Genomic DNA, 18,724 nt, shown 5'->3' with positions numbered 1-18,724 from the left:
ACATGGCGGTAACCCAGGTGGTGAATCCCGCGACCGAGCAGGTCGTGGCGACGGTCGAACCGATGGACGTGGCGGGGACCGACGCCGCCATCGAGCGCGCGCGACGAGCGGCGGCGCACTGGCGCGAGGTCGCGCCGGGTGACCGGGCCCGGCTGCTGCGCCGCTTCGCCGAGGCGGTCGACGCGGATCTGGAGCGGCTGGCGCGTCTGGAGGTGGACAACGCCGGGCACACCATCGGCAACGCCCGCTGGGAAGCCGGAAACGTCCGGGACGTACTGCATTTCGCCGCCGGTATGCCGGAACGCCTGTCCGGCAAGCAGATTCCGGTGGCGGGCGGCCTCGACGTCACGTTCCACGAGCCGCTCGGCGTGGTGGGCGTCATCGTGCCGTGGAACTTCCCGATGCCTATCGCGGCGTGGGGCTTCGCGCCCGCACTCGCCGCGGGAAACGCGGTGGTGCTCAAGCCCGCCGAGCTGACGCCGCTGACCGCGCTGCGGCTCGGCGAACTCGCCAGGGAGGCGGGACTGCCCGAGGGCGTGTTCCAGGTGCTGCCGGGCAAGGGGTCGGTGGTGGGACAGCGGTTCGTCACCCATCCCGCGGTGCGCAAGGTGGTGTTCACCGGGTCGACCGAGGTCGGCAAGCAGATCATGGCGGGCTGCGCCGAACAGGTGAAGCGGGTGACCCTGGAACTGGGCGGCAAGAGCGCGAACATCGTGTTCGCCGACGCCGACCTGGAGCGGGCCGCAGCCACCGCGCCGTACGGCGTGTTCGACAACGCCGGGCAGGACTGCTGCGCACGCTCGCGAATCCTGGTGCAGCGCAGCGTGTTCGATCGCTTCCTGGAATTGCTGGAGCCGGCGGTGCGCGGGGTGCGGGTGGGCGATCCCGGTGCGGAGGACACCGAGATGGGCCCGCTCATCTCGGCCGCGCACCGCGAGCGGGTCGCCGGATTCGTGGAGCCGTCGACGAAGGTGGCCTTCACCGGTCACCGCCCCGAGGGCCCAGGGTTCTGGTATCCGCCGACGGTCGTGCTGCCCACCGGGCCCGCCGATCGGGTGCTCACCGAGGAGGTGTTCGGCCCGGTGGTCGCGGTGCTGCCGTTCGACGACGAGGCCGACGCGGTGCGCCTCGCGAACGACACCGTATATGGGTTGTCCGGTTCCCTCTGGACCAACGACCTCGGCAGGGCGCTGCGGGTCTGTCGCGGCGTCGAGGCCGGGAACCTGTCGGTGAACTCGCACTCCTCGGTGCGGTACTGGACTCCGTTCGGCGGATTCAAACAGTCCGGTCTCGGGCGCGAACTCGGCCCCGACGCCGCGCTGGCCTTCACCGAGACCAAGAACGTCTTCATCGCCACGCAGTGAACCATCGACACCCAGTGATCCACCGAGAAGGAGATGCGTTGCAGCGCTTACAGGATCGAGTAGCCGTCGTCACCGGCGGCGGCAGCGGGATCGGGCTGGCCACGGTGCGCCGCTTCGCGGCCGAGGGCGCCAAGGTGGTCGTGGCCGACATCGACGCGGGTGCGGGCGAGGCCGCCGCCGCGGAGGTCGACGGCCTGTTCGTGAAGGTGGACGTCACCGACGAGACCCAGGTCAGGGAGATGTTCGAGGCCGCGGTCGCGGCGTACGGCGGGCTGGACATCGCCTTCAACAACGCGGGAATCTCCCCGCCGGAGGACGATTCCATCCTGACCACGGGCATCGACGCCTGGCGCCGCGTGCAGGAGGTGAACCTCACCTCGGTGTACCTGTGCAGCAAGTACGCCATCGAGCACATGCTGGTGCGCGGCAAGGGCTCGATCATCAACACCGCCTCCTTCGTGGCGGTGCTCGGCGCGGCCACCTCGCAGATCTCCTACACCGCGTCCAAGGGCGGCGTACTGTCCATGAGCCGGGAGCTGGGCGTCCAGTTCGCCAGGCAAGGCATCCGGGTGAACGCGCTGTGCCCCGGCCCGGTGAACACGCCGCTGCTGCAAGAGCTTTTCGCCAAGGATCCGGAGCGGGCCGCGCGCCGCCTGGTGCACATTCCGCTCGGCCGCTTCGCGCAGCCGGAGGAGATCGCGGCCGCGGTCGCCTTCCTCGCCAGCGACGACGCCTCCTTCATCACCGCCTCGCAATTCCTCGTCGACGGCGGCATCTCAGGGGCCTACGTCACGCCGATCTAGCGCTTCGGCGCCGCCCGGACGGGTCTTCGAGCCGGTCCGGGCGCTCAGCCGTGTAGCCCTTCGATCACGTCCCTTCGCCGCCTATATGGCGCAAATCACATTCACCGGTCGCGGTGCAGGTGGCCGGGTGCGCACTGGACGACCGCTCGGGTTCGCCGCCGTTTGGTCCGCGTGAAACCTGGGTATCGGTTTGTTCCGTGCCCGGCTCCTGTTTTTCAGGGAGCCGGACGGACGAATCGAGGCCCGAGGGGACGGGCCGGTGAGGAGACGGGCATGACCGATCGCGGACAGGATCCGACGCGGCTACGGCGCTCGGTGGCCGCGTCGGCCATGGGCAACGCCACCGAGTGGTTCGACTACGGCGTGTACGCGGCGACGGCCACCTATCTCACCGACGCGTTCTTTCCCGGCGAGCTCGGCACGCTCGGCACCATGCTCGGCTTCGCCATCTCGTTCGTGCTGCGTCCGCTCGGCGGCATGGTGTGGGGTCCGATCGGCGACCGGCTCGGCCGAAAAGCGGTGCTGGCCACCACGATTCTGCTCATGTCGGCCGCGACCGGCGCGATCGGCCTGTTGCCGACCCACGCCTCGGTCGGCGTGTTCGCCCCGTTGCTGCTTATCGCGCTGCGGGTGTTGCAGGGCTTCTCGACCGGCGGCGAATACGGCGGTGCAGCGACGTATTTGGCGGAGTGCGCGACCGACCGGCGGCGCGGTTTCTTCGGCAGCTTCCTGGAAGTCGGCACAATGGCCGGGTTCGTCGGCGGCTCGGCCGTGGTGCTCGCCTGCCAGCTGGCGCTCGGATCGGACGCCATGCACGACTGGGGCTGGCGCATCCCGTTCCTGCTCGCCGTCCCGCTCGGCCTGACCGGCTGGTACCTGCGCGCCAAGCTCGACGAGTCGCCGGTGTTCCAGGAGGTCGCCGAGAACCCGCATCCGCCCACCGGGCTGCGCGAGCTGCTGACCGGCTACCGGCGCGAGATCCTCACCCTCGGCGGGCTGGTGATCGCACTCAACGTGGTCAACTACACGCTGCTCACCTACCAGCCGACCTACCTGCAGAAGACCATCGGGATGTCGGAGTCCGCCACCACCGCCATGATGCTGACCGGTCAGCTGGTGATGATGCTGGCGCTGCCGTTCTTCGGCAGGCTCTCCGATCAGGTCGGCAGGCGGCCGGTGTGGTTGTTCTCGCTGATCGGCCTCACCGTGCTCGCGCTGCCCATGTACTGGCTGATGGGGCAGGGGACCGCGTGGGCGATCGTCGGGTTCATCGTGCTCGGACTGCTGTACGTGCCACAGCTGTCCACCATCAGCTCGACCTTCCCGGCTATCTTCCCGACGCACGTGCGCTACGCCGGTTTCGCCTTCGCCTACAACGTCTCCACCGCGGTTTTCGGCGGCACCGCGCCGCTGGTGAACGAGGCCGCGATCGAATCGACCGGCTGGTCGCTGTTCCCCGCCGCGTACACGGTCGTGGCGTCACTGATCGGCCTGGTCGCCTGGGTCTTCCTCCGCGAGACCGCGGGCACCTCGCTGCGCGGGACCACCGTCCCCGACGCCGACCGCGCATCGCTCCCCGCAGTGGCTCAGCCCGCGACCTGACCCGGCCCGCGGGTCTCGGCTTCCGGACTCTGACCCGCCGCCACGGTGGCCGACACCAAGCTGCTGCCCAAGGCGCAACCCGCGCTGGTCAGCAAGACCGCAATGGCAGCGCGGGCGGCAGCCGGTACCTGCATTTGCGGCAGGCCGCGATGGCGACGGCTCACCTGCCCACAGGATCGAGGTAGCCAGCTATTCGCGTAGTCGATTACTCAGGCCATCCGTCCGTGCCGGTTACAGGATGTCTGTACGAGACGGTAGCGCGGCCGGGCAGGCTGGTCGCCGCGTCCGAGATGAAGGTCAACTCGCGATTGGGTGAAGAAAGATGGCGCCCCTCGGTCGAAGGTCCGGAGAGACGATGCGGCGGCGTGAACGCCTCATCGCGGCGGCGGTTGTCGCCGCCGGCTTCGTTTTCGCCATTCTCGCCGTCATTCTCCACCGGCTGACCCTTTCGGTAGCCATTAGTGTCGGCTCCCTACTCGTCGCAGCTGCGGGCCTGTATCTGTCTTACCTTTCGGACGGGCACTCTTCGAAATTGCCGCCGCTGGAAGACGCCGTACAGCGGCTGGCCGCGCTCGTACGGATCCGATGGCAGGAGGAAGCGAAGATCCTCGGTCTGAACGATCCGGATCCGATGCAGGTGCGCTGGGAGTTGCGTGGGCGCGATATTTCCGACCTCAGACATCTCATTTTTCGCGGCAGGCCGGTCCTCGAAGGGGACGGTGCCCGGGTCGACGTTCTCGCCGAATGGTTTCTCGAACGCCTTGCTCGTCGTCGGCTTGTGATTCTCGGTGCGCAGGGGTCCGGTAAGAGCACCCTGGCGGTGCAACTGGTGCTACGACTGCTCGAAGTCCGCACATCAATGGATCCAGTTCCGGTACTGCTGACCGCTAACAGCTGGAACCCCAAGGCCTTCCCACACTTTCACGACTGGCTCGCTGCCCGGCTCGGTCAGGACTACCCGGCGATGCGTGCTATCGCTCGGGACATGCCTGAAGAGCTGGTCACCCACGGCAAGGTGCTGCCGGTGATCGACGGACTGGACGAACTCGCTCCCCGCCAGCGAGCGGCGCTTCTCACCACACTCAACGCCGCGCTCGGCGCCAAGGATCCGGTGGTGTTGACCAGCCGCACCGACGAATACGCCGACGCTGTCGCGGAAGCGGACGTGCTCACCGCGGCCGCCGTGATCGAGGCGCAGCCGCTCACCGCTCGAGAAGCGGCGAGCTATCTCGGACGCTGCCTTCCGCCCAATCAGTGTCCGCGCTGGGCTCCGGTGCGCGACGAGCTGCGTGGTTTTCACGACACACCGGTGGGCGGGGTGTGTGCGACTCCGCTGGGCCTGTGGCTGTTGCGCACCGTGTACATCGAGAAGAAGAACGATCCGGCCCCTCTTCTCGATCGTGATCGCTATCCGGACGCCCGTGCGATCATGGCTCACCTGTTCGAGGAGCTTATTCCCGCCGTCATCGCGCAGAAGCGTCCGGCGCGCGGCAATCCGTCGCACCCCTGTCGGCTCTGGGACCCCGATAAGACCCGGCACTGGCTGGCGTACTTGGCGGTGGTGTTGGGCGGCGAACGTGACCTGCGTTGGTGGTCCCTGCCCGAGGCCGTCCCCACTCGCGTTACGACATCTGTGATCGTGGCGGTGTTCGGAGTTACCGTCGCGCTGGGGGTCGGTCAGGCGATCTGGCTCATGGACGGTGACGCAGGCGGCGGCTTGGCCGCCTTGATCCTCAGCCTGGCGGGGGCGGTGGTGCTGGGTCTGTGGAGCGGGCGGAAAGTACGAAGAACGTCGATGCCGGGTCACCTGGGTCGTGAGCTGTTGTTCGGACTGGCGACCGCGGCGGCGTTCGTCATGGTGTTCGTGCCGGTCGTCGGGGCGATGATCGTCCTTACGGTCGTGGCGGTGGAAGGGCTGCACGGGGTGACGACCCTCGCGGCAGGGGAGACCGCGAGTTTGGAGCTTGCCGGGGTGGTGATCGGATCGGTGGTCGGCCTGGTGTTCACACTGGGCGTCGGTCTGGAGGTGGGTCGGCAAGTGCGCGGCACGCCGGAACCCGGATATGCCGATCTGCGATTCCGGAACCGGGGACGAGCCCTCGCCAGGGACCTTGTGGGCGGACTGGTGTTCGGGCTCACGTTCGGGCTGATAGTCGAACTGGCGTTGGATGTGACGGGTTGGGAACTGGCGCTGGGGATGGCGTTGGGACCGGCCGGAGGGCTGGCATTCGGGCTGACCAAGTGGATGAGGTCTCCGGGAAGTGAGGAACCATCCCGGACTCCGACCTCCGCCTACCGGAATTCACGCAACCTCACCGCGATCGTCAGCTTGGCGTTCGGTCTGGCTTTCGCGCTGGCGAGCGGGCTGGCGATCGTGGGGATCGCGGTGCCCATAGCCGGTCTGGCACTGTGGCTGCTGGTGTGGGTCGCAGGCGGGCTGGGGATCTGGGTTGCCGTCGGACTCGCGGTCGCGTCGACTCACGAGCCCGCCTGGTTCGGATTCGTCGTGACATCTCGCTGGCTGGCGCTGAAGGGCGAACTTCCTTGGAAGACAATGGGTTTTCTCGACGACGCCCATCGGCTCGGTCTACTGCGGACCACCGGTGCGGTCTATCAATTCCGGCACGCCGACTTCCAGGACCACCTCGCGCATCATCCGGATGTTCCGGGAAAGGTCGGTCCAAGTCGACAGGTGCCGTCGGTTCTGCGCGGTGATGGCGGGCCACGCGGGAGCGCCGCTTGAACCCGAATCGGTAGCGCGGGCGGCTATTCGCGGGTTGGGTCGATGTCCTCGTCCAGGTTCGGCCAGTCGTCGGCGATGACCAGCCGACCCGTGCGCAGCATCTGGTCGTAGTGCTCGGCGACCAGCTCGGCCGGGTAGGTGGGCCAGTAGGAGACCGCGCCGGTGGCCTTGTCGATCACGCTGACCGAGCCGCCGATCACCGGTGGCGGCAGCGGGGAGTCTCCCTCGGGCACGGGGCCGTGGATCGCGACGACGACGAAGCCGCCCTCGAATTCGGTGACCACGTTGGTGATTCCGGTCGCGCGCTCTTCGGGAGAGGACAGGTACTCGGCGGCGATGTGCTCGGCCGCGGGGAGATCCACCGGCGTGGTCGCTCGGGTGGGGTAGGCGTGGACTTCCATGGTGCGTCGGCGGGATCCAGCGTCGATCGCCTGCTCCTTTCGTCGTTGCTGTGCAAGAAGATACGCCGCCCACGGGTGTCTCAGTCGAACTGGACCGTGGCGAGCATGGCGCGAGCCAGTTCCTCCGGGTCCGTCGAATCGGCCAGCGTCGAATCCGTGAGCGCGCCCTCCCGCCACAGCGCGGCGAAACCGTGCACCAGCGACCAGGCCGCCAGCTGGATGGCGCGTTCGCTCCCGTCGGTGCGTTCAGGTTGGAGCTCGGCGACGCCGGAACGTAACGCGGCGCCGGAGCGGGTGCGCGCGGCGCGCAGCTCGGGATCGTCGGCGCGCAGCAGGTCGCGGCGGAACATCACGTCGAAGTGTCCGGGATGGTTCAGCGCGAAGCGGACATACGCGACCGCGACCTCGCGGAAATCCGGCCCGGCACTGTCGAGTTCGGCTCCGAGCAGGTCGTAACCCTCGGTCGCCAACGCGGTGAGCAACCCGGCGCGATCGCCGAAGTGGTGCGCGGGCGCCGCGTGCGAGACGCCCGCGCGTCGCGCGAGTCCGCGCAGCGAGATCGCGTCGACGCCGTCGGCGGCGATCTGCTCGGCCGCCGCGGTCAGGATCGCGGTGCGGAGGTCGCCGTGGTGATAACCGCTCTTCGCCATACCCCGATAGTGGCCGACAATCTTGTCGTTGACAAGTTCGGTGGTCGTCCTTAATCTTGCCACTGTCAAGATTGGTTCGTCGTCACCTCCAGGGAGATACTTATGGCCCCCCTCGTCGTCCTCGCCGTCGTCACCGCGCTGGCCCGCCTCATCGGCCTGCTCGGCGAGATCGCATGGCTCGATTCGTGGTCCGACGCCGTTCGGCTCGGTCTCGCGGCCATGTTCGCGCTCACCGCAGGCGCGCACTTCCAGCAACCGCGCCGCTCGGCGCTGATCGAGATGGTGCCGCCCCGGCTGCCCGCCGCCCCGGCGCTGGTCACGCTCACCGGCGTGCTGGAGATCGCGGGCGCTGTCGGCCTGTTGATCCCGGCCACCGCGGCCCTCGCGGCGGCGGGTCTCGCCGCCTTGCTCCTGGTGATGTTCCCCGCCAATGTGTGGGCCGCGCGCCGGGGTGTCGGCATCAAGACGATGCCGCTGCCGCTGCGGACCCTCGTGCAGGTGGTGTTCCTCGGCGCGACCGTCTTGGTGATCGCCGGATAGTGTGAATTCGACTGCCGCGCCGCGCCTCTGGCCGACCGGTCGCCGATGTCCGGCGAGATTCGGGAGATGCCGCCCGCAGGAGCGCGCCAGCGTCCGCTTGGGCCCTACCTGCCGTCGGCCGACAATGGTGGCTACGGCCCGCGCGGAGGTCCCCGTGAATTCGCTCGATTCATCGGCTGGCGCTGGCGACCGCCGCACGCAAGGCGGGCATACAGCCCGGAAACCCAAGGGGCGCACCGCTACTCGGGATTCCCGCGCAGGACTTCGATGCCGGTCTGCGGCAGCTGCGTGAGCTGTCTCGCGCGTGGGTGAGGATGCACTCCTCGAGAAGGCCCACCCAACAAAGGAGCCCGGCCGACCCTGTCCCCCCCTCCTAGGACAGGCCCGGCCGGGCTGAAATAGACAATGCCTTGGGGGTCTTGACAGCGGCTTAAAGGGGACTTAAGGGGGTTAGCCGCGAGGGCGGGGGAGTTGGGTGAGGAACTCGGCGTTGGTCTGGGTCTGACGCAGGCCTTCCAGCAGCAGCTCGGTGGCGTGGTTGCCGTCGACCGCGGCGAGGGTGCGGCGCAACTGGTGGGTGGCGGCGAGTTCGGCGGGGGTGAGCAGGAGCTCTTCCTTGCGGGTACCGGACTGGGCGATATCGACGGCGGGGAAGACGCGGCGAGCCGCGGTGGCGCGGTCGAGTTTGAGTTCGGCATTGCCGGTGCCCTTGTACTCCTCGAAGATCACCGTGTCGGCCAGCGAGCCCGTTTCCACCAGGGTGGTGGCGACGATGGTGAGCGAGCCGCCGTTCTCGAAATTGCGGGCGGCCCCGAGGAAGCGCTTGGGGAGAGCGAGGGCGGCGGCGTCGACGCCACCGGAGAGGACGCGGCCCGAGGTCGGGGCGGCGTTGTTGTAGGCGCGGGCCAGGCGGGTCAGCGAGTCGAGCAGGACGACCACGTCGCGGCCGGTTTCGGCGAGGCGTTTGGCGCGTTCGACGGCGAGTTCGGCCAGCGCGATCTGGTCGCGGGGCGGCCGGTCGAAGGTGGCGGCGGCGACGTCGGCGGGGACGGTGCGGGCCAGGTCGGTGACCTCTTCCGGCCGCTCGCCGACGAGCACGAGAATGAGCTCGCATTCGGGGTGGTTCTTGGCGATCCCGTGCGCGATGGATTGCAGCACCGAGGTCTTGCCCGCCTTGGGCGGCGCGACGACGAGGGCGCGCTGACCCTTGCCGATGGGCATGACGAGGTCGGTGACGCGGGTGGTCAGCTCGTGCGGCTCGGTTTCCAGGCGCAGGCGCTGATTCGGGTAGAGGGGTACCAGGTTCTCGAAGGCGGGTCGCTGCCCCGCGCTGTCAGGTCTCTGGCCGTTGACGGTATCGACGCGGACGAGCATGTCCCGCTTCGCGCCGCGCTGCCCGGCCTGCGCCGTGCCGGTGACGAAATCGCCTCGGCGTAAACGGCTTTCGCGGACGAGTCGGGGTGGGACGGACAGGTCGTCGTCGCTCGGGAGGTAGCCGTCGACGCGCAAGGTGGCGGTGGAGCCGACGACGTCGAGAATGCCGGAGACCGGCCGTTCAGCCTGGTCGCCGCTGGTTGTCGAGTGCTGAGAGCTGTTGTCTTTCATGATGTTTCCTTACCGGGATGAAGTGATGCGGTGGCGAATGCCATGAGTGCGGCGGAGATCCGGTGGCCGCGATACCGATCGGCGCGATGGGCGCGGGAGCGATGGATGGGTCCCGTTCGTCGCGAATCCGAGTTCGCGGAAAGCGGGGAGTTCCGAGTCGTCCGTGGGAGGAGTTTGTCTACAACCACTGGGCGACAGCGCCGAGGTTACCTGCCGCGCCACGATCGGCGCAAGGATGAACCCGCCCGCCGCGCGGTCCGTACCCGTTCATGACCAGCAACAGAACGGGAGTTCCCTCATGCGCGCACTCGAGCCGTTCTACCGGGACGTCCAATCGCACTACGACGTATCCGACGATTTCTACCGGCTGTTCCTCGACCCCTCGATGACCTACAGCTGCGCCTACTTCGAGCGCCCCGGCATGACCTTGGCGCAGGCGCAGCAGGCCAAGATCGATCTCGCGCTCGGCAAGCTCGGCCTGCGGCCGGGACTGCACCTGCTCGATATCGGATGCGGTTGGGGCGCAACAATGTTCCGCGCGGCGCAGCAATACGGTGTTGCGGTCACCGGGTTGACGCTGAGCCGCAATCAGTACGAGCACGTGGCGGCCGAGATCGAGCGACTCGGACTGCCCGAGGTCCAGGTCCGGCTACAGGGCTGGGAGGAGTTCGAAGAACCGGTGGACCGGATCGTCAGCATCGGTGCCTTCGAACACTTCCGGCGGGAGCGGTATGCGGCGTTCTTCGAGCGCTGTTACCGGATACTGCCGGAGGAGGGACGGATGCTGCTGCATACGATCGTCGGCTACACGCTCAACGACCTGCGCCGGATGAATATTCCCTTCACCCGAGAAGACGCGCGGTTCAGCCTGTTCATCAAGAAGGAGATCTTCCCCGGCGGGCAGCTGCCGCGACCGGCGGAGGTCACCCGATTCGCGGGGCAGGCCGGACTCGGCACCGAGCGGATCCAGCCACTGCAGGAGCACTACGCGCAGACCCTCGATCTCTGGGCGGCGGCGCTGGTGGCCAACCGCGAACGCGCGGTGGCGCTCACCTCGGAGGAGGTGTACGCCCGCTACCTGAAGTACCTGACCGGCTGCGGGGCGCATTTCCGCTGCGGGCATGTCGACGTCATGCAGTTCACGATGGTGAAACTGGGTTTATAGAACGGCCTGAGTCTGGGTCACCTTTGCGACGAGTTTGTCCGCGTCGTCGCGGATCTCGGTCTCGACGACGATGAACGAGCGGCCCGCGTGCAGCGGGCGCGCGGTGGCGACCGCGTGGCCGGAGCGCACGGCGCGCAAGAAGTTGGACTTCGACTCCACGGTGGTGGTGCCCTGCTTGCCCTCGGGCAGATTGAGGAACGCGCACACCGCGCCGGTCGCGTCGGCCAGCGACATCAGCACGCCGCCGTGCAGCATCCCGCCGAGCGTGCACAGCGACTCGTCCCACGCGATCCGGCTGCGCACCAGCTCGGGGCCGTGCTCGAGCACCTCGACGCCGAGGCGCTCGGTGAACGGCATGGACTGGTGGAAGAGCTTGGTGCCGGTCTCGTCGATCATGGCGACAATGCTGCCGGGCGGTGGCGCGTCGGTCGATTACCTCCGGGGTAATCGGCGTCGATCCGCGTGTGCTTGGCAGGAATCCGCGCTGGGGCTCTCGATCAGAAGCCGGCCGAACCCGTCGAAGGCGGCTGCGCCACTCTCCGCCACCCGCCGCAGTTCACCGTCTTGAACGCGACGTCGGTCGGCTTGATCACGGCGCGGACCGGGCTCAGCCGGGTGAAGTTGTTGCCGATGATGTACTGCATATTCGTGTTGTCCCCCTCGACTTTCCACAGCCTGCGCCAATCGCAGCCGTAGGCGGGGTCGGGGGTTCCCGGCGCTTCCCATACGCCGGGGAGGATGTCGACGCCGACCATGTAGAGGCCGTCGCCCGGCATCACGTCGGCGGGCTCGGCCGCCGCGGTTCCTGCCCCGAACAAGGTCGCGGCCGACGCCATCGCCCCCGCGATCACCAGCATGCGCATGCGCTGTTTCTCCTCGATATCAACGCCCTGACTGGACGGCTGACCTGCGAAGATCCCCGCGTCTTCGTGGCCAGATCTACCAGAGTCGTCCGCCGGAGAAGGGGTATTCGAGCGATTTCCGTCACAGATGCGCGCTGTTCGCACGAATCCGCCGTAATCGGTGATCGCTTGTGTCATCGGACCGGGCGGCCGCGATATCGATGGTGTGAGAGGTACTCGGCCATTGGGCGCGCTCACGGAGAGGCGGCGAACGTGTGGCGCCCACTGCGCGGGCCTGTGCACCGAGGAAGGATTGGCTCGGGTGCTCGCCGCCGATCGCGGACTGCTGCACTGGCGCGCGCGCCATGGTCTCGGAGACGCGGGTTTGGCCGAGCACGCGGTGCAGGAGACCTTGCTGCGGGCCTGGCGTTCCTGCTCCCAGTTCGATGCGCGCCGCGGCAGCGTGCGCACCTGGCTGCTGGCGATCGAGCGCAACGTCATCATCGATATCGCCCGTGCCCGCGCGGCGCGGCCGTTCGACACGGCGTGGGACGAGGTCGGCGACCTCGCCGCCATGCCAGGCGCCGACCCCGATTTCGTGGACGGACTCGTCGACGGGCTGCTGGTCGCCGAACTGCTGTCGCGGCTGCCCAAGGCCCAGCGCGAGGCCGTCGTCGAGGTGATCCTGCGCGACCGCGCGTACCGGGAGGTGGCCGCCGACTTCGGTGTTCCGGTCGGCACCGTGAAAACCCGCGTGCACTACGCGCTGCGATCGATGCGGCAGCTCCCGCTGGGCGCCTGACCAGGCGGCGGTCCGGTTCGCGATCGGTCGACCGGTCCCTCTACCGTGTTCGGCAGTGCCCGAACCAGGTGGGGAGCCGACCGATGAAATCCGAAGACCGCCGTGAACCGCGTATCGATAGACGGACCGCGCTGGCGGGCGCCGGTGCGGCCGCCGCTGCCGTCACCGTCGCCGCCTGTGCGCCCGCCCAACCGGCCGCGCAGGGGGTCGCGCCGGGTACCGAGGTCGCGAAGGTGGCCGACGTGCCGGTCGGCGGCGCGGTGATCGCGAGCGGCACCGTGGTGACCCAACCGCAAGCCGGTGTGTACCAAGGATTCTCGGCTGCCTGCACGCACCTCGGATGCTCGGTGTCGAAGATCGAGCGCGACACCATCGTCTGCCGCTGCCACGGCAGCGCTTTCCGCTTCGACGGCACGGTGGCCACCGGCCCGGCCGAACGCCCCCTCGCACCCCGCTCCGTCCGCGTCGACGGCGACCGCATCGTCACCGCCTGACGAACGCTGATCGGAAGCCATATCGGTCTCAGGGGCGGTCGCGCGGCTATGGTGATTGCTTCTGAACAGGTGCGATACATAGATCTGTCTTGGTAACAGTTCGGTAACTGGCCTTGCTTCGCTGAGTGGCGCGTTGCAAGAGTGGGCCACTGGGTTTGGTGTTACTAGTGGGAAGGGAGGGGTGCTCCGTCCCGGGGCGCCGACCGAACATGAAGCCAGGCATCATCAAGGCCGGTATCTCCACCACCGTCACGGCCGCGGTGACCGCGACGCTCGCCGGGTTCGTTCCCGGCACCGCGACAGCCGTTCCGGCCGCGCCGGACATGGCGGACAAGCTCGCGGGCAGAACGATATTCCTCGACCCCGGCCACCAGGGATCGAACCACGCCGAGAACCTCGCCAGGCAGGTGGACAACGGGCGCGGCGGCACCAAGGATTGCCAGACCACCGGCATGACCTCCGTCAACGGCGTACCGGAACACACCATCAACTGGAATGTCGCCCAGCTGATCAAGACCTCGCTGGAGACCCTCGGCGCGCGGGTGGTGCTCAGCCGCCAGGACGACAGTGGCTGGGGCGGCTGCATCGATGAACGGGCCCGCGCCGCCAACGACTCCGGCGCCGCGGTGGCGGTGAGCATCCACGCGGACAGCGCCCCGGCCGCCTCCCGCGGCTTCCACCTGATCGTCCCGCAGCTGCCGGTGCCGGACGCCAAGGTCGACCAGGTCCAGTCCGGACCCGGCCTGGCCGCGACGAAGTCGGTGCGCGACGCGTACTTGCAGGCAGGTTTCCCCGCGGCCACGTATGCCGGAGTGCAGGACGGACTCCAGACGCGATCCGATATCGCGGGACCGGCGCTGACCGCCGTGCCGAACGTGTTCGTCGAAATGGGCAACGGCGCGAACGCGGAGGACGCCGCGCTGCTGGAGAGTCCGGACGGACAGCTGAAGCACGCTGTCGCGATCACCACCGGGCTGGTGAGCTTCTTGCTCGGCGCTCCGCCCGCGGCGAGCGGATCGGCCACCGACCGGCCCGCATCGGCGCCCGTGCAGTCGACGCCAGGGCAGAATGCTCCGGCACCGTCCACATCAGCCCAGCAGTCCGCCCCGAACGCCGACGGCTCGACCGCGAACGGCGGCTCGACACCGAACGGCGCGGCGCAGAGCGCGCCGAACGGAACGACTCCCGGCACATCCAACGGCTCGACGCAAAGCGCTCCCGGCGCCGCGACGCCGCAGGCGCAGACCCTCGAGGGAACGTCGCCCGGCGGCAGGTCCGCTCCCGGCACTCAGCCGGTGCCAGGCACCCAGACGAGCCCTGGCACCCAGGCGAGTCCGGGTAACCAGGTGTCGCCGAACAACCCGGCGACGCCGGGAAACTACGCGTTGCCCGGTACCCAGTCGACGCCCGGTACCCAGTCGACGCCGAATTCCCAGTCCGACACGGATTCCGGCGCTCTCGGCAGCCTGGCGACCACCGTGCTGGAGCTGCTCATGCCGCTGGCACAGACACTCGGTATGGACAACACCGCGATCACCACGGAGCTGATCAACCTGGCCTACGCCCTGGCGGGCAAACTGTTCGGCCCCGCGCGCTAGCCCTCGCCCCACCGGACGCCGCCCGATCCGTCGGGCGGCGTCCGGCCGTTTTCGCGCCGTCGCGCGCCGCACTAGGGTGGTCCGGGTGGCTGACCGGATTCCTGTGCTGATCGTCGCCGGCTTTCTCGGTTCGGGAAAGACCACCATGCTCAACCACTTGCTGCGGAACAATCGCGGCACCCGAATCGGGGTGGTCGTCAACGACTTCGGCGCCATCAACATCGATTCGATGCTGGTCGCCGGGCAGGTCGACGCGATGGTCTCGCTCGGCAACGGCTGCGTCTGCTGCGCGGTCGACGTCACCGAGCTCGACGAGCTGTTCACCCGGCTGGCGCAGCCGCGGGCGAACATCGACGTCATCGTGGTCGAGGCCAGCGGGCTGGCCGAGCCGCGCAACCTCATCCGGATGGTGGTAGGCAGCGACAATCCGCGCATCCGCTACGGCGGTCTGGTCGAGGTGGTCGACGCCGAACAGTTCCCGGAAACCAGCGAACGGCATCCGGAGCTGCTCACCCACCTGCGGCTGGCCGATCTGGTGGTGGTCAACAAGGCCGACCGTGTCGGCGCGGCCGAGCTGGACGCGTTGCGCGGCGAGATCGCCGAACTGGTCGGCACGGTGCCGGTGTACGCGACCACCAGGGGACGCATCGATCCCGGCCTGCTGTTCGACGAGCCGCTGCGCGAGATCTCGCGCGTCGCCGAACAGTTGAGCTTCGACGAATTGCTCGCCGATCACGACCACGACGGCGATCATGAGCACCGCCACCTGCACGACGACTACACCAGTGTCTCTTTCACCAGCGAACGGGAATTGGATCCTCGCAGGCTGATCGGCTTCCTCGAGGATCCGCCGCCGGGCCTGTTCCGCGCCAAGGGCTTCGCGGCGTTCGGCGTCGCGGCCGAGCGCAGGAAGTTCGTGCTGCACATGGTCGGCAGGCACATCGTCTTCGAGCCGGGCGCGTGGCGTCGCGGCGAACCGCGCACCAGCAGGCTGGTGCTGATCGGGGCGGGCATGCCCGCCGACGCCGCGCTGTCGCGCCTGCGCGAGACCGTGCACACCGCCGACGATTTCCTCGACGAACAGGCGCTGCTCGGGGTGTGGCGCTACACCCCGCACTGACCTCGCCACAGGTGGCGCGTTTTGCCGGAAGGTGGCGCGTTCGGCGCTTTCGCGGCGACCGCGTTGTCGGCAAGACTGACCGCACGCCCGCCGTGTCGGGGTCGGCGCCATGCGCCGCGCACGGCGTCGGTCCATGACCGTGATCGACCGTATCTTTGTGCGACCGAGGGGAGAATTTCGGTGTCCGAGACGTGCGAGAGCGCCACCGCTTATGTAATCGCCGCGCTGGAGGCCAAGGGAACCGCCACCCGCGACGACTTCGACGTACCGGCGATCGTCGCCGCCACCAGAGGCATCACCGAGAGCTGGGATTTCCAGGCGATCGAGGACGCCACCTTCTGGCGTATCGCGGCCAGCTTCCTGCGCGTGTGAGGCGTCAGTCGAACAGCTCGCATCGGTGTGCGTGCTCGGCGACGCTCCACCGGCGCGCCGCGCGGCGCATCGAACCGGCGTCGGAATAGCCGAGCAGTTGCGCCTGCCGCGCCTTGCTCAGCGAACCCGCCGCGCTCGCCTGCCGCAACCGGGCGTCGCGCGCCCGGTCGAGTTCCTTGCGCCACGTCGTCCCGGCCTCCATGAGCCTGCGCTGCAAGGTGCGCGGGCTGATGGCCAGCCGCCGGGCGACGCGGTTCAGCGAGGCGTCGCCCGCGTCGAGCGCGACGGCCAGCGCCTCGGCCACCCGCTGCGGCCAGGCCGAGGGCAGCGGCGGTGGCGGTGGCAGGGCGTCGGCCAGGGGGCGCAGGATCTTCGCCAGCACCGGGTCGGCGGTCGTCAGCGGCAGATCCATATCGGAGGAGCGGAAGGTCATCGAGTCGACCGCAGCGTCGAATTCGATGGCGGCCGTACCGAATACCTCGACGTAGGCGCGATGATCGGCGGGCGCCTGCTGGCGCAGCGCGACCCGGACCGGCGCGAGCGGTTCGCGCACCACCCGGCGGGCCCGGCTCAGCACCGCACCCAGACCCCACAGCTGGGTCAGGTCGCGTCCCACGCCCTCGCCGTCGATGATGTCGAGATAGAGGGTGGTTTCGTGCTCGTTCTCGGCACGCAGGTCGAACCGGTGGTTGGTGGAGACCGCGGAGACGTACGGTCCGCAGGTCGCGAGCCCGGCGCCGAGGGTGGGCGCGGTGGAGAACAGGTAGTCGTAGAGTCCGAGGCTCGTGAGCTCGTAGCGCCTGGCCACCTGCAACGCCACCGCGGGATCGCCGAGCGCGTGCGCGCCGAGTTCCCACAGCCGGGAGAAGGTGTGGCTCGGCAGGTGCATGTCGTCGCCCGCCATCGTCCATTCCGGTAGCCCGGTCTCCCGGATCAGCTTCTCCCGATCGGCTCCCGCAGCGGTGAGCTGCGAGATGACGAAACGATGCAACAACACCTGATCGGTGCCCACACGTCCTCCTGCCGCAGATCCGGATGAACAACTCTGGGCGAGAACGCTAACGGCGACCTGTTCGAACCGTCATCGGATTCACATCACGAGATGATTACCCGCAGGCGTTGACCCACTCCGACATGCCGTCGGCGAACAACTGCCGCTTCCAGATCGGCACCTCGTGCTTGATCCGATCCACCAATTCCGCGCAGGCAGTGAAGGCTTCGGCCCGGTGCGGGGCGGCCACCGCGACCACGATGGCGAGATCGCCGACGGTCAGCGGGCCGACCCGGTGCACCGCGGCCACCGGAAGACCGGTTGACGCGGCCGCCGCGGCGCAGCAATTCCGCAGAAAACGCTCGGCTTCCGGATGCGCCGAGTACTCCAGCGCCGAAACGGCCTGGCCGCCATCGTGATTGCGGACCTTGCCGGTGAACACCACGACCGCACCGTATTCCGGGCCGGTGACCGCGGCCTCCACCTCGGCGGGGTCGAGCGGTTGTTCGCTGATGCGGGCCACCCGCACCGCGGTCTCAGACGTGGTCATGATCGCCGCCTCCGGCTACTTGTGCGAGCAGATGATCGAGGAGCGGTTCGAGCACCGCGATACCGTCCTTCACGCCGCCCGGCGAACCGGGCAGATTCACGACGACCGACCGCCCCGCCAGCCCCGCGACGCCGCGGCTGAGCGCGGCCAACGGGAACTTCGCGGTGCCGCGCTGGCGGATCGCCTCGGCAACGCCGGGCAGTTCGCGGTCGAGCACGGCCAGCGTCGCCTCGGGGGTGCCGTCGGTGGGAGACGCGCCGGTGCCGCCGGTGCTGATCACCAGTGACGGCTCGAAACGCAGCGCGTCGGCCAGTCCGACGCCGATCTCGGCATCGGCGTAGACGAGCGGTCCGCGCACCGCAAAGCCCAGTCCGGTCAGCCAGTCCGCGAGCACGGGACCTGTGGTGTCCTCCCTGATGCCCGCCGCCGCACGGGTCGAGGCGACCAGCACGACCGCGGATCGATCAGCCCCGAGGTTGTTGCTCTCGGGTTGCTCCACGGGGCGAACGGCGTTCTCTCGCTTCGGCTCCGGCGTGCCGGGCCGCTCCCAGTGACCACGCTTGCCGCCCTCCTTGGTCAGCAACCGGACGCCGTCGAGCATGGCAGCGGGGTCGACCGCCTTGACCATGTCGTGCAAGGTGAGCCCGGCGACAGCGACGGCGGTCAGCGCCTCCATCTCCACGCCGGTCGGCCCCTTGGTCTTCGCGGTCGCCTCGATGGTGATGTCGGTGTCGGTGAAACCGAACTCGACCTTCACCGAGGACAGCGCCAGCTGATGGCACAGCGGAATGAGTTCGGAGGTCTTCTTGGCGCCCGCGATCCCCGCGATCCGCGCGGTGGACAGCACATCGGCCTTCGGCAGGTCGTCGGCCCTGACCAGCGCGACGACCTCCGCGGTGGTCCGCAACGCGCCCGCCGCCACGGCGACACGGGTGGTGTCGGCCTTCGCGCTCACATCGACCATGCGGGCGCGACCTTCCCGGTCGACATGGGACAACTCACTCATGCCCGAGCCTCGCTGGCGCTCGGCTCCGGCATGCGCGAGGCGCACTGACACATGATTCGCTCGCTCCGCTCCCTCA

General features: G+C 68.7%; 18 protein-coding genes and 1 pseudogene. 11 read left to right on the top strand and 8 right to left on the bottom strand.

Features of this window, described 5'->3' with window-relative positions:
• The first annotated feature begins 2 nt into the window (after positions 1 to 2).
• The 4 genes from AB0H50_RS04540 (at position 3) to AB0H50_RS04525 (ending at position 6,512) form a co-directional block, all read left to right on the top strand.
• The gene (locus AB0H50_RS04540) at positions 3 to 1,364 is read left to right on the top strand and encodes an aldehyde dehydrogenase family protein (protein ID WP_357446588.1); all 1,362 of its coding nucleotides are present in this window, start codon (positions 3 to 5) and stop codon (positions 1,362 to 1,364) included.
• Positions 1,365 to 1,402: 38 nt separating this feature from the next.
• Positions 1,403 to 2,167, top strand: coding sequence for a 3-oxoacyl-ACP reductase (locus tag AB0H50_RS04535; protein WP_357400158.1), 765 nt, complete (start codon positions 1,403 to 1,405; stop codon positions 2,165 to 2,167).
• 273 nt (positions 2,168 to 2,440) lie between these two features.
• Positions 2,441 to 3,769 carry an MFS transporter gene (locus AB0H50_RS04530; protein ID WP_357446585.1) on the top strand — a complete coding sequence of 443 codons (1,329 nt, stop codon included), beginning with the start codon at positions 2,441 to 2,443 and terminating at the stop codon, positions 3,767 to 3,769.
• 355 nt (positions 3,770 to 4,124) lie between these two features.
• A complete protein-coding gene (locus AB0H50_RS04525; RefSeq protein WP_357446582.1) occupies positions 4,125 to 6,512 on the top strand; it encodes an NACHT domain-containing protein in 2,388 nt (795 codons plus the stop codon).
• A gap of 23 nt (positions 6,513 to 6,535) precedes the next feature.
• On the opposite strand, the gene AB0H50_RS04520 is transcribed toward AB0H50_RS04525, so the two are convergent.
• On the bottom strand, positions 6,536 to 6,913 hold the full coding sequence (locus AB0H50_RS04520) for a hypothetical protein (RefSeq protein WP_357446579.1): 378 nt from the start codon (positions 6,911 to 6,913) through the stop codon (positions 6,536 to 6,538).
• Positions 6,914 to 6,993: 80 nt separating this feature from the next.
• The gene (locus AB0H50_RS04515; protein ID WP_357446576.1) at positions 6,994 to 7,563 is read right to left on the bottom strand and encodes a TetR/AcrR family transcriptional regulator; all 570 of its coding nucleotides are present in this window, start codon (positions 7,561 to 7,563) and stop codon (positions 6,994 to 6,996) included.
• A gap of 102 nt (positions 7,564 to 7,665) precedes the next feature.
• On the opposite strand from AB0H50_RS04515, the gene AB0H50_RS04510 reads away from it, so the two are divergent.
• Entirely contained in the window at positions 7,666 to 8,103 is a 438-nt protein-coding gene (locus AB0H50_RS04510; protein ID WP_357446573.1) for a DoxX family protein, read from the top strand.
• A 450-nt stretch (positions 8,104 to 8,553) separates the two neighbouring features.
• Here the strand turns inward: AB0H50_RS04510 and AB0H50_RS04505 are convergent.
• Positions 8,554 to 9,657, bottom strand: a pseudogene (locus AB0H50_RS04505) (transcription termination factor Rho, short form); the annotation flags it as partial.
• Between the two features lie 349 nt (positions 9,658 to 10,006).
• Here AB0H50_RS04505 and AB0H50_RS04500 point away from each other — a divergent pair.
• Positions 10,007 to 10,873, top strand: a complete 867-nt coding sequence (locus AB0H50_RS04500; RefSeq protein WP_357446570.1) for a cyclopropane mycolic acid synthase family methyltransferase — start codon at positions 10,007 to 10,009, stop codon at positions 10,871 to 10,873.
• On the opposite strand, the gene AB0H50_RS04495 is transcribed toward AB0H50_RS04500, so the two are convergent.
• Positions 10,868 to 11,269 carry a PaaI family thioesterase gene (locus AB0H50_RS04495; RefSeq protein ID WP_357446567.1) on the bottom strand — a complete coding sequence of 134 codons (402 nt, stop codon included), beginning with the start codon at positions 11,267 to 11,269 and terminating at the stop codon, positions 10,868 to 10,870. The genes AB0H50_RS04500 and AB0H50_RS04495 overlap by 6 nt on opposite strands.
• A gap of 101 nt (positions 11,270 to 11,370) precedes the next feature.
• Positions 11,371 to 11,736 carry a hypothetical protein gene (locus tag AB0H50_RS04490; protein WP_357446564.1) on the bottom strand — a complete coding sequence of 122 codons (366 nt, stop codon included), beginning with the start codon at positions 11,734 to 11,736 and terminating at the stop codon, positions 11,371 to 11,373.
• A 301-nt stretch (positions 11,737 to 12,037) separates the two neighbouring features.
• On the opposite strand from AB0H50_RS04490, the gene AB0H50_RS04485 reads away from it, so the two are divergent.
• The 5 genes from AB0H50_RS04485 (at position 12,038) to AB0H50_RS04465 (ending at position 16,101) form a co-directional block, all read left to right on the top strand.
• A complete protein-coding gene (locus tag AB0H50_RS04485) occupies positions 12,038 to 12,517 on the top strand; it encodes a sigma-70 family RNA polymerase sigma factor (protein WP_357446561.1) in 480 nt (159 codons plus the stop codon).
• An 83-nt stretch (positions 12,518 to 12,600) separates the two neighbouring features.
• The gene (locus AB0H50_RS04480) at positions 12,601 to 13,011 is read left to right on the top strand and encodes a Rieske (2Fe-2S) protein (protein WP_357446558.1); all 411 of its coding nucleotides are present in this window, start codon (positions 12,601 to 12,603) and stop codon (positions 13,009 to 13,011) included.
• A gap of 209 nt (positions 13,012 to 13,220) precedes the next feature.
• On the top strand, positions 13,221 to 14,609 hold the full coding sequence (locus tag AB0H50_RS04475) for an N-acetylmuramoyl-L-alanine amidase (protein ID WP_357446555.1): 1,389 nt from the start codon (positions 13,221 to 13,223) through the stop codon (positions 14,607 to 14,609).
• A gap of 85 nt (positions 14,610 to 14,694) precedes the next feature.
• A complete protein-coding gene (locus tag AB0H50_RS04470; protein WP_357446553.1) occupies positions 14,695 to 15,729 on the top strand; it encodes a CobW family GTP-binding protein in 1,035 nt (344 codons plus the stop codon).
• A gap of 180 nt (positions 15,730 to 15,909) precedes the next feature.
• Positions 15,910 to 16,101 (top strand): hypothetical protein, encoded by a 192-nt coding sequence (locus tag AB0H50_RS04465; protein ID WP_357446550.1) that lies wholly within the window; start codon positions 15,910 to 15,912, stop codon positions 16,099 to 16,101.
• Between the two features lie 4 nt (positions 16,102 to 16,105).
• Here AB0H50_RS04465 and AB0H50_RS04460 read toward each other — a convergent pair whose 3' ends face one another.
• From AB0H50_RS04460 to moaCB, 3 genes are all read right to left on the bottom strand, one after another.
• Positions 16,106 to 17,113 carry an AraC family transcriptional regulator ligand-binding domain-containing protein gene (locus AB0H50_RS04460; RefSeq protein WP_357446547.1) on the bottom strand — a complete coding sequence of 336 codons (1,008 nt, stop codon included), beginning with the start codon at positions 17,111 to 17,113 and terminating at the stop codon, positions 16,106 to 16,108.
• 94 nt (positions 17,114 to 17,207) lie between these two features.
• Positions 17,208 to 17,642, bottom strand: coding sequence for a molybdenum cofactor biosynthesis protein MoaE (locus AB0H50_RS04455; RefSeq protein ID WP_357446544.1), 435 nt, complete (start codon positions 17,640 to 17,642; stop codon positions 17,208 to 17,210).
• Positions 17,629 to 18,648, bottom strand: a complete 1,020-nt coding sequence (gene moaCB, locus AB0H50_RS04450) for a bifunctional molybdenum cofactor biosynthesis protein MoaC/MoaB (RefSeq protein ID WP_357446541.1) — start codon at positions 18,646 to 18,648, stop codon at positions 17,629 to 17,631. Before moaCB ends, AB0H50_RS04455 begins: the two co-directional genes overlap by 14 nt.
• Positions 18,649 to 18,724 lie beyond the last annotated feature (76 nt).

It is taken from the genome of Nocardia sp. NPDC050793 (assembly GCF_040654065.1).
Lineage (GTDB): Bacteria > Actinomycetota > Actinomycetes > Mycobacteriales > Mycobacteriaceae > Nocardia.
This window is presented reverse-complemented; position numbering and strand designations above follow the sequence as displayed.

What these genes read in the sequence shown, in the direction of transcription:
- AB0H50_RS04495 (WP_357446567.1), bottom strand. Translation starts at nt 11,269, where the DNA reads ATGATCGACGAGACCGGCACCAAGCTCTTCCACCAGTCCATGCCGTTC.
- AB0H50_RS04500 (WP_357446570.1), top strand. Translation starts at nt 10,007, where the DNA reads ATGCGCGCACTCGAGCCGTTCTACCGGGACGTCCAATCGCACTACGAC.
- AB0H50_RS04540 (WP_357446588.1), top strand. Translation starts at nt 3, where the DNA reads ATGGCGGTAACCCAGGTGGTGAATCCCGCGACCGAGCAGGTCGTGGCG.
- AB0H50_RS04490 (WP_357446564.1), bottom strand. Translation starts at nt 11,736, where the DNA reads ATGCGCATGCTGGTGATCGCGGGGGCGATGGCGTCGGCCGCGACCTTG.
- AB0H50_RS04530 (WP_357446585.1), top strand. Translation starts at nt 2,441, where the DNA reads ATGACCGATCGCGGACAGGATCCGACGCGGCTACGGCGCTCGGTGGCC.
- AB0H50_RS04515 (WP_357446576.1), bottom strand. Translation starts at nt 7,563, where the DNA reads ATGGCGAAGAGCGGTTATCACCACGGCGACCTCCGCACCGCGATCCTG.
- moaCB (WP_357446541.1), bottom strand. Translation starts at nt 18,648, where the DNA reads ATGAGTGAGTTGTCCCATGTCGACCGGGAAGGTCGCGCCCGCATGGTC.
- AB0H50_RS04480 (WP_357446558.1), top strand. Translation starts at nt 12,601, where the DNA reads ATGAAATCCGAAGACCGCCGTGAACCGCGTATCGATAGACGGACCGCG.
- AB0H50_RS04520 (WP_357446579.1), bottom strand. Translation starts at nt 6,913, where the DNA reads ATGGAAGTCCACGCCTACCCCACCCGAGCGACCACGCCGGTGGATCTC.
- AB0H50_RS04475 (WP_357446555.1), top strand. Translation starts at nt 13,221, where the DNA reads ATGAAGCCAGGCATCATCAAGGCCGGTATCTCCACCACCGTCACGGCC.
- AB0H50_RS04455 (WP_357446544.1), bottom strand. Translation starts at nt 17,642, where the DNA reads ATGACCACGTCTGAGACCGCGGTGCGGGTGGCCCGCATCAGCGAACAA.
- AB0H50_RS04525 (WP_357446582.1), top strand. Translation starts at nt 4,125, where the DNA reads ATGCGGCGGCGTGAACGCCTCATCGCGGCGGCGGTTGTCGCCGCCGGC.
- AB0H50_RS04510 (WP_357446573.1), top strand. Translation starts at nt 7,666, where the DNA reads ATGGCCCCCCTCGTCGTCCTCGCCGTCGTCACCGCGCTGGCCCGCCTC.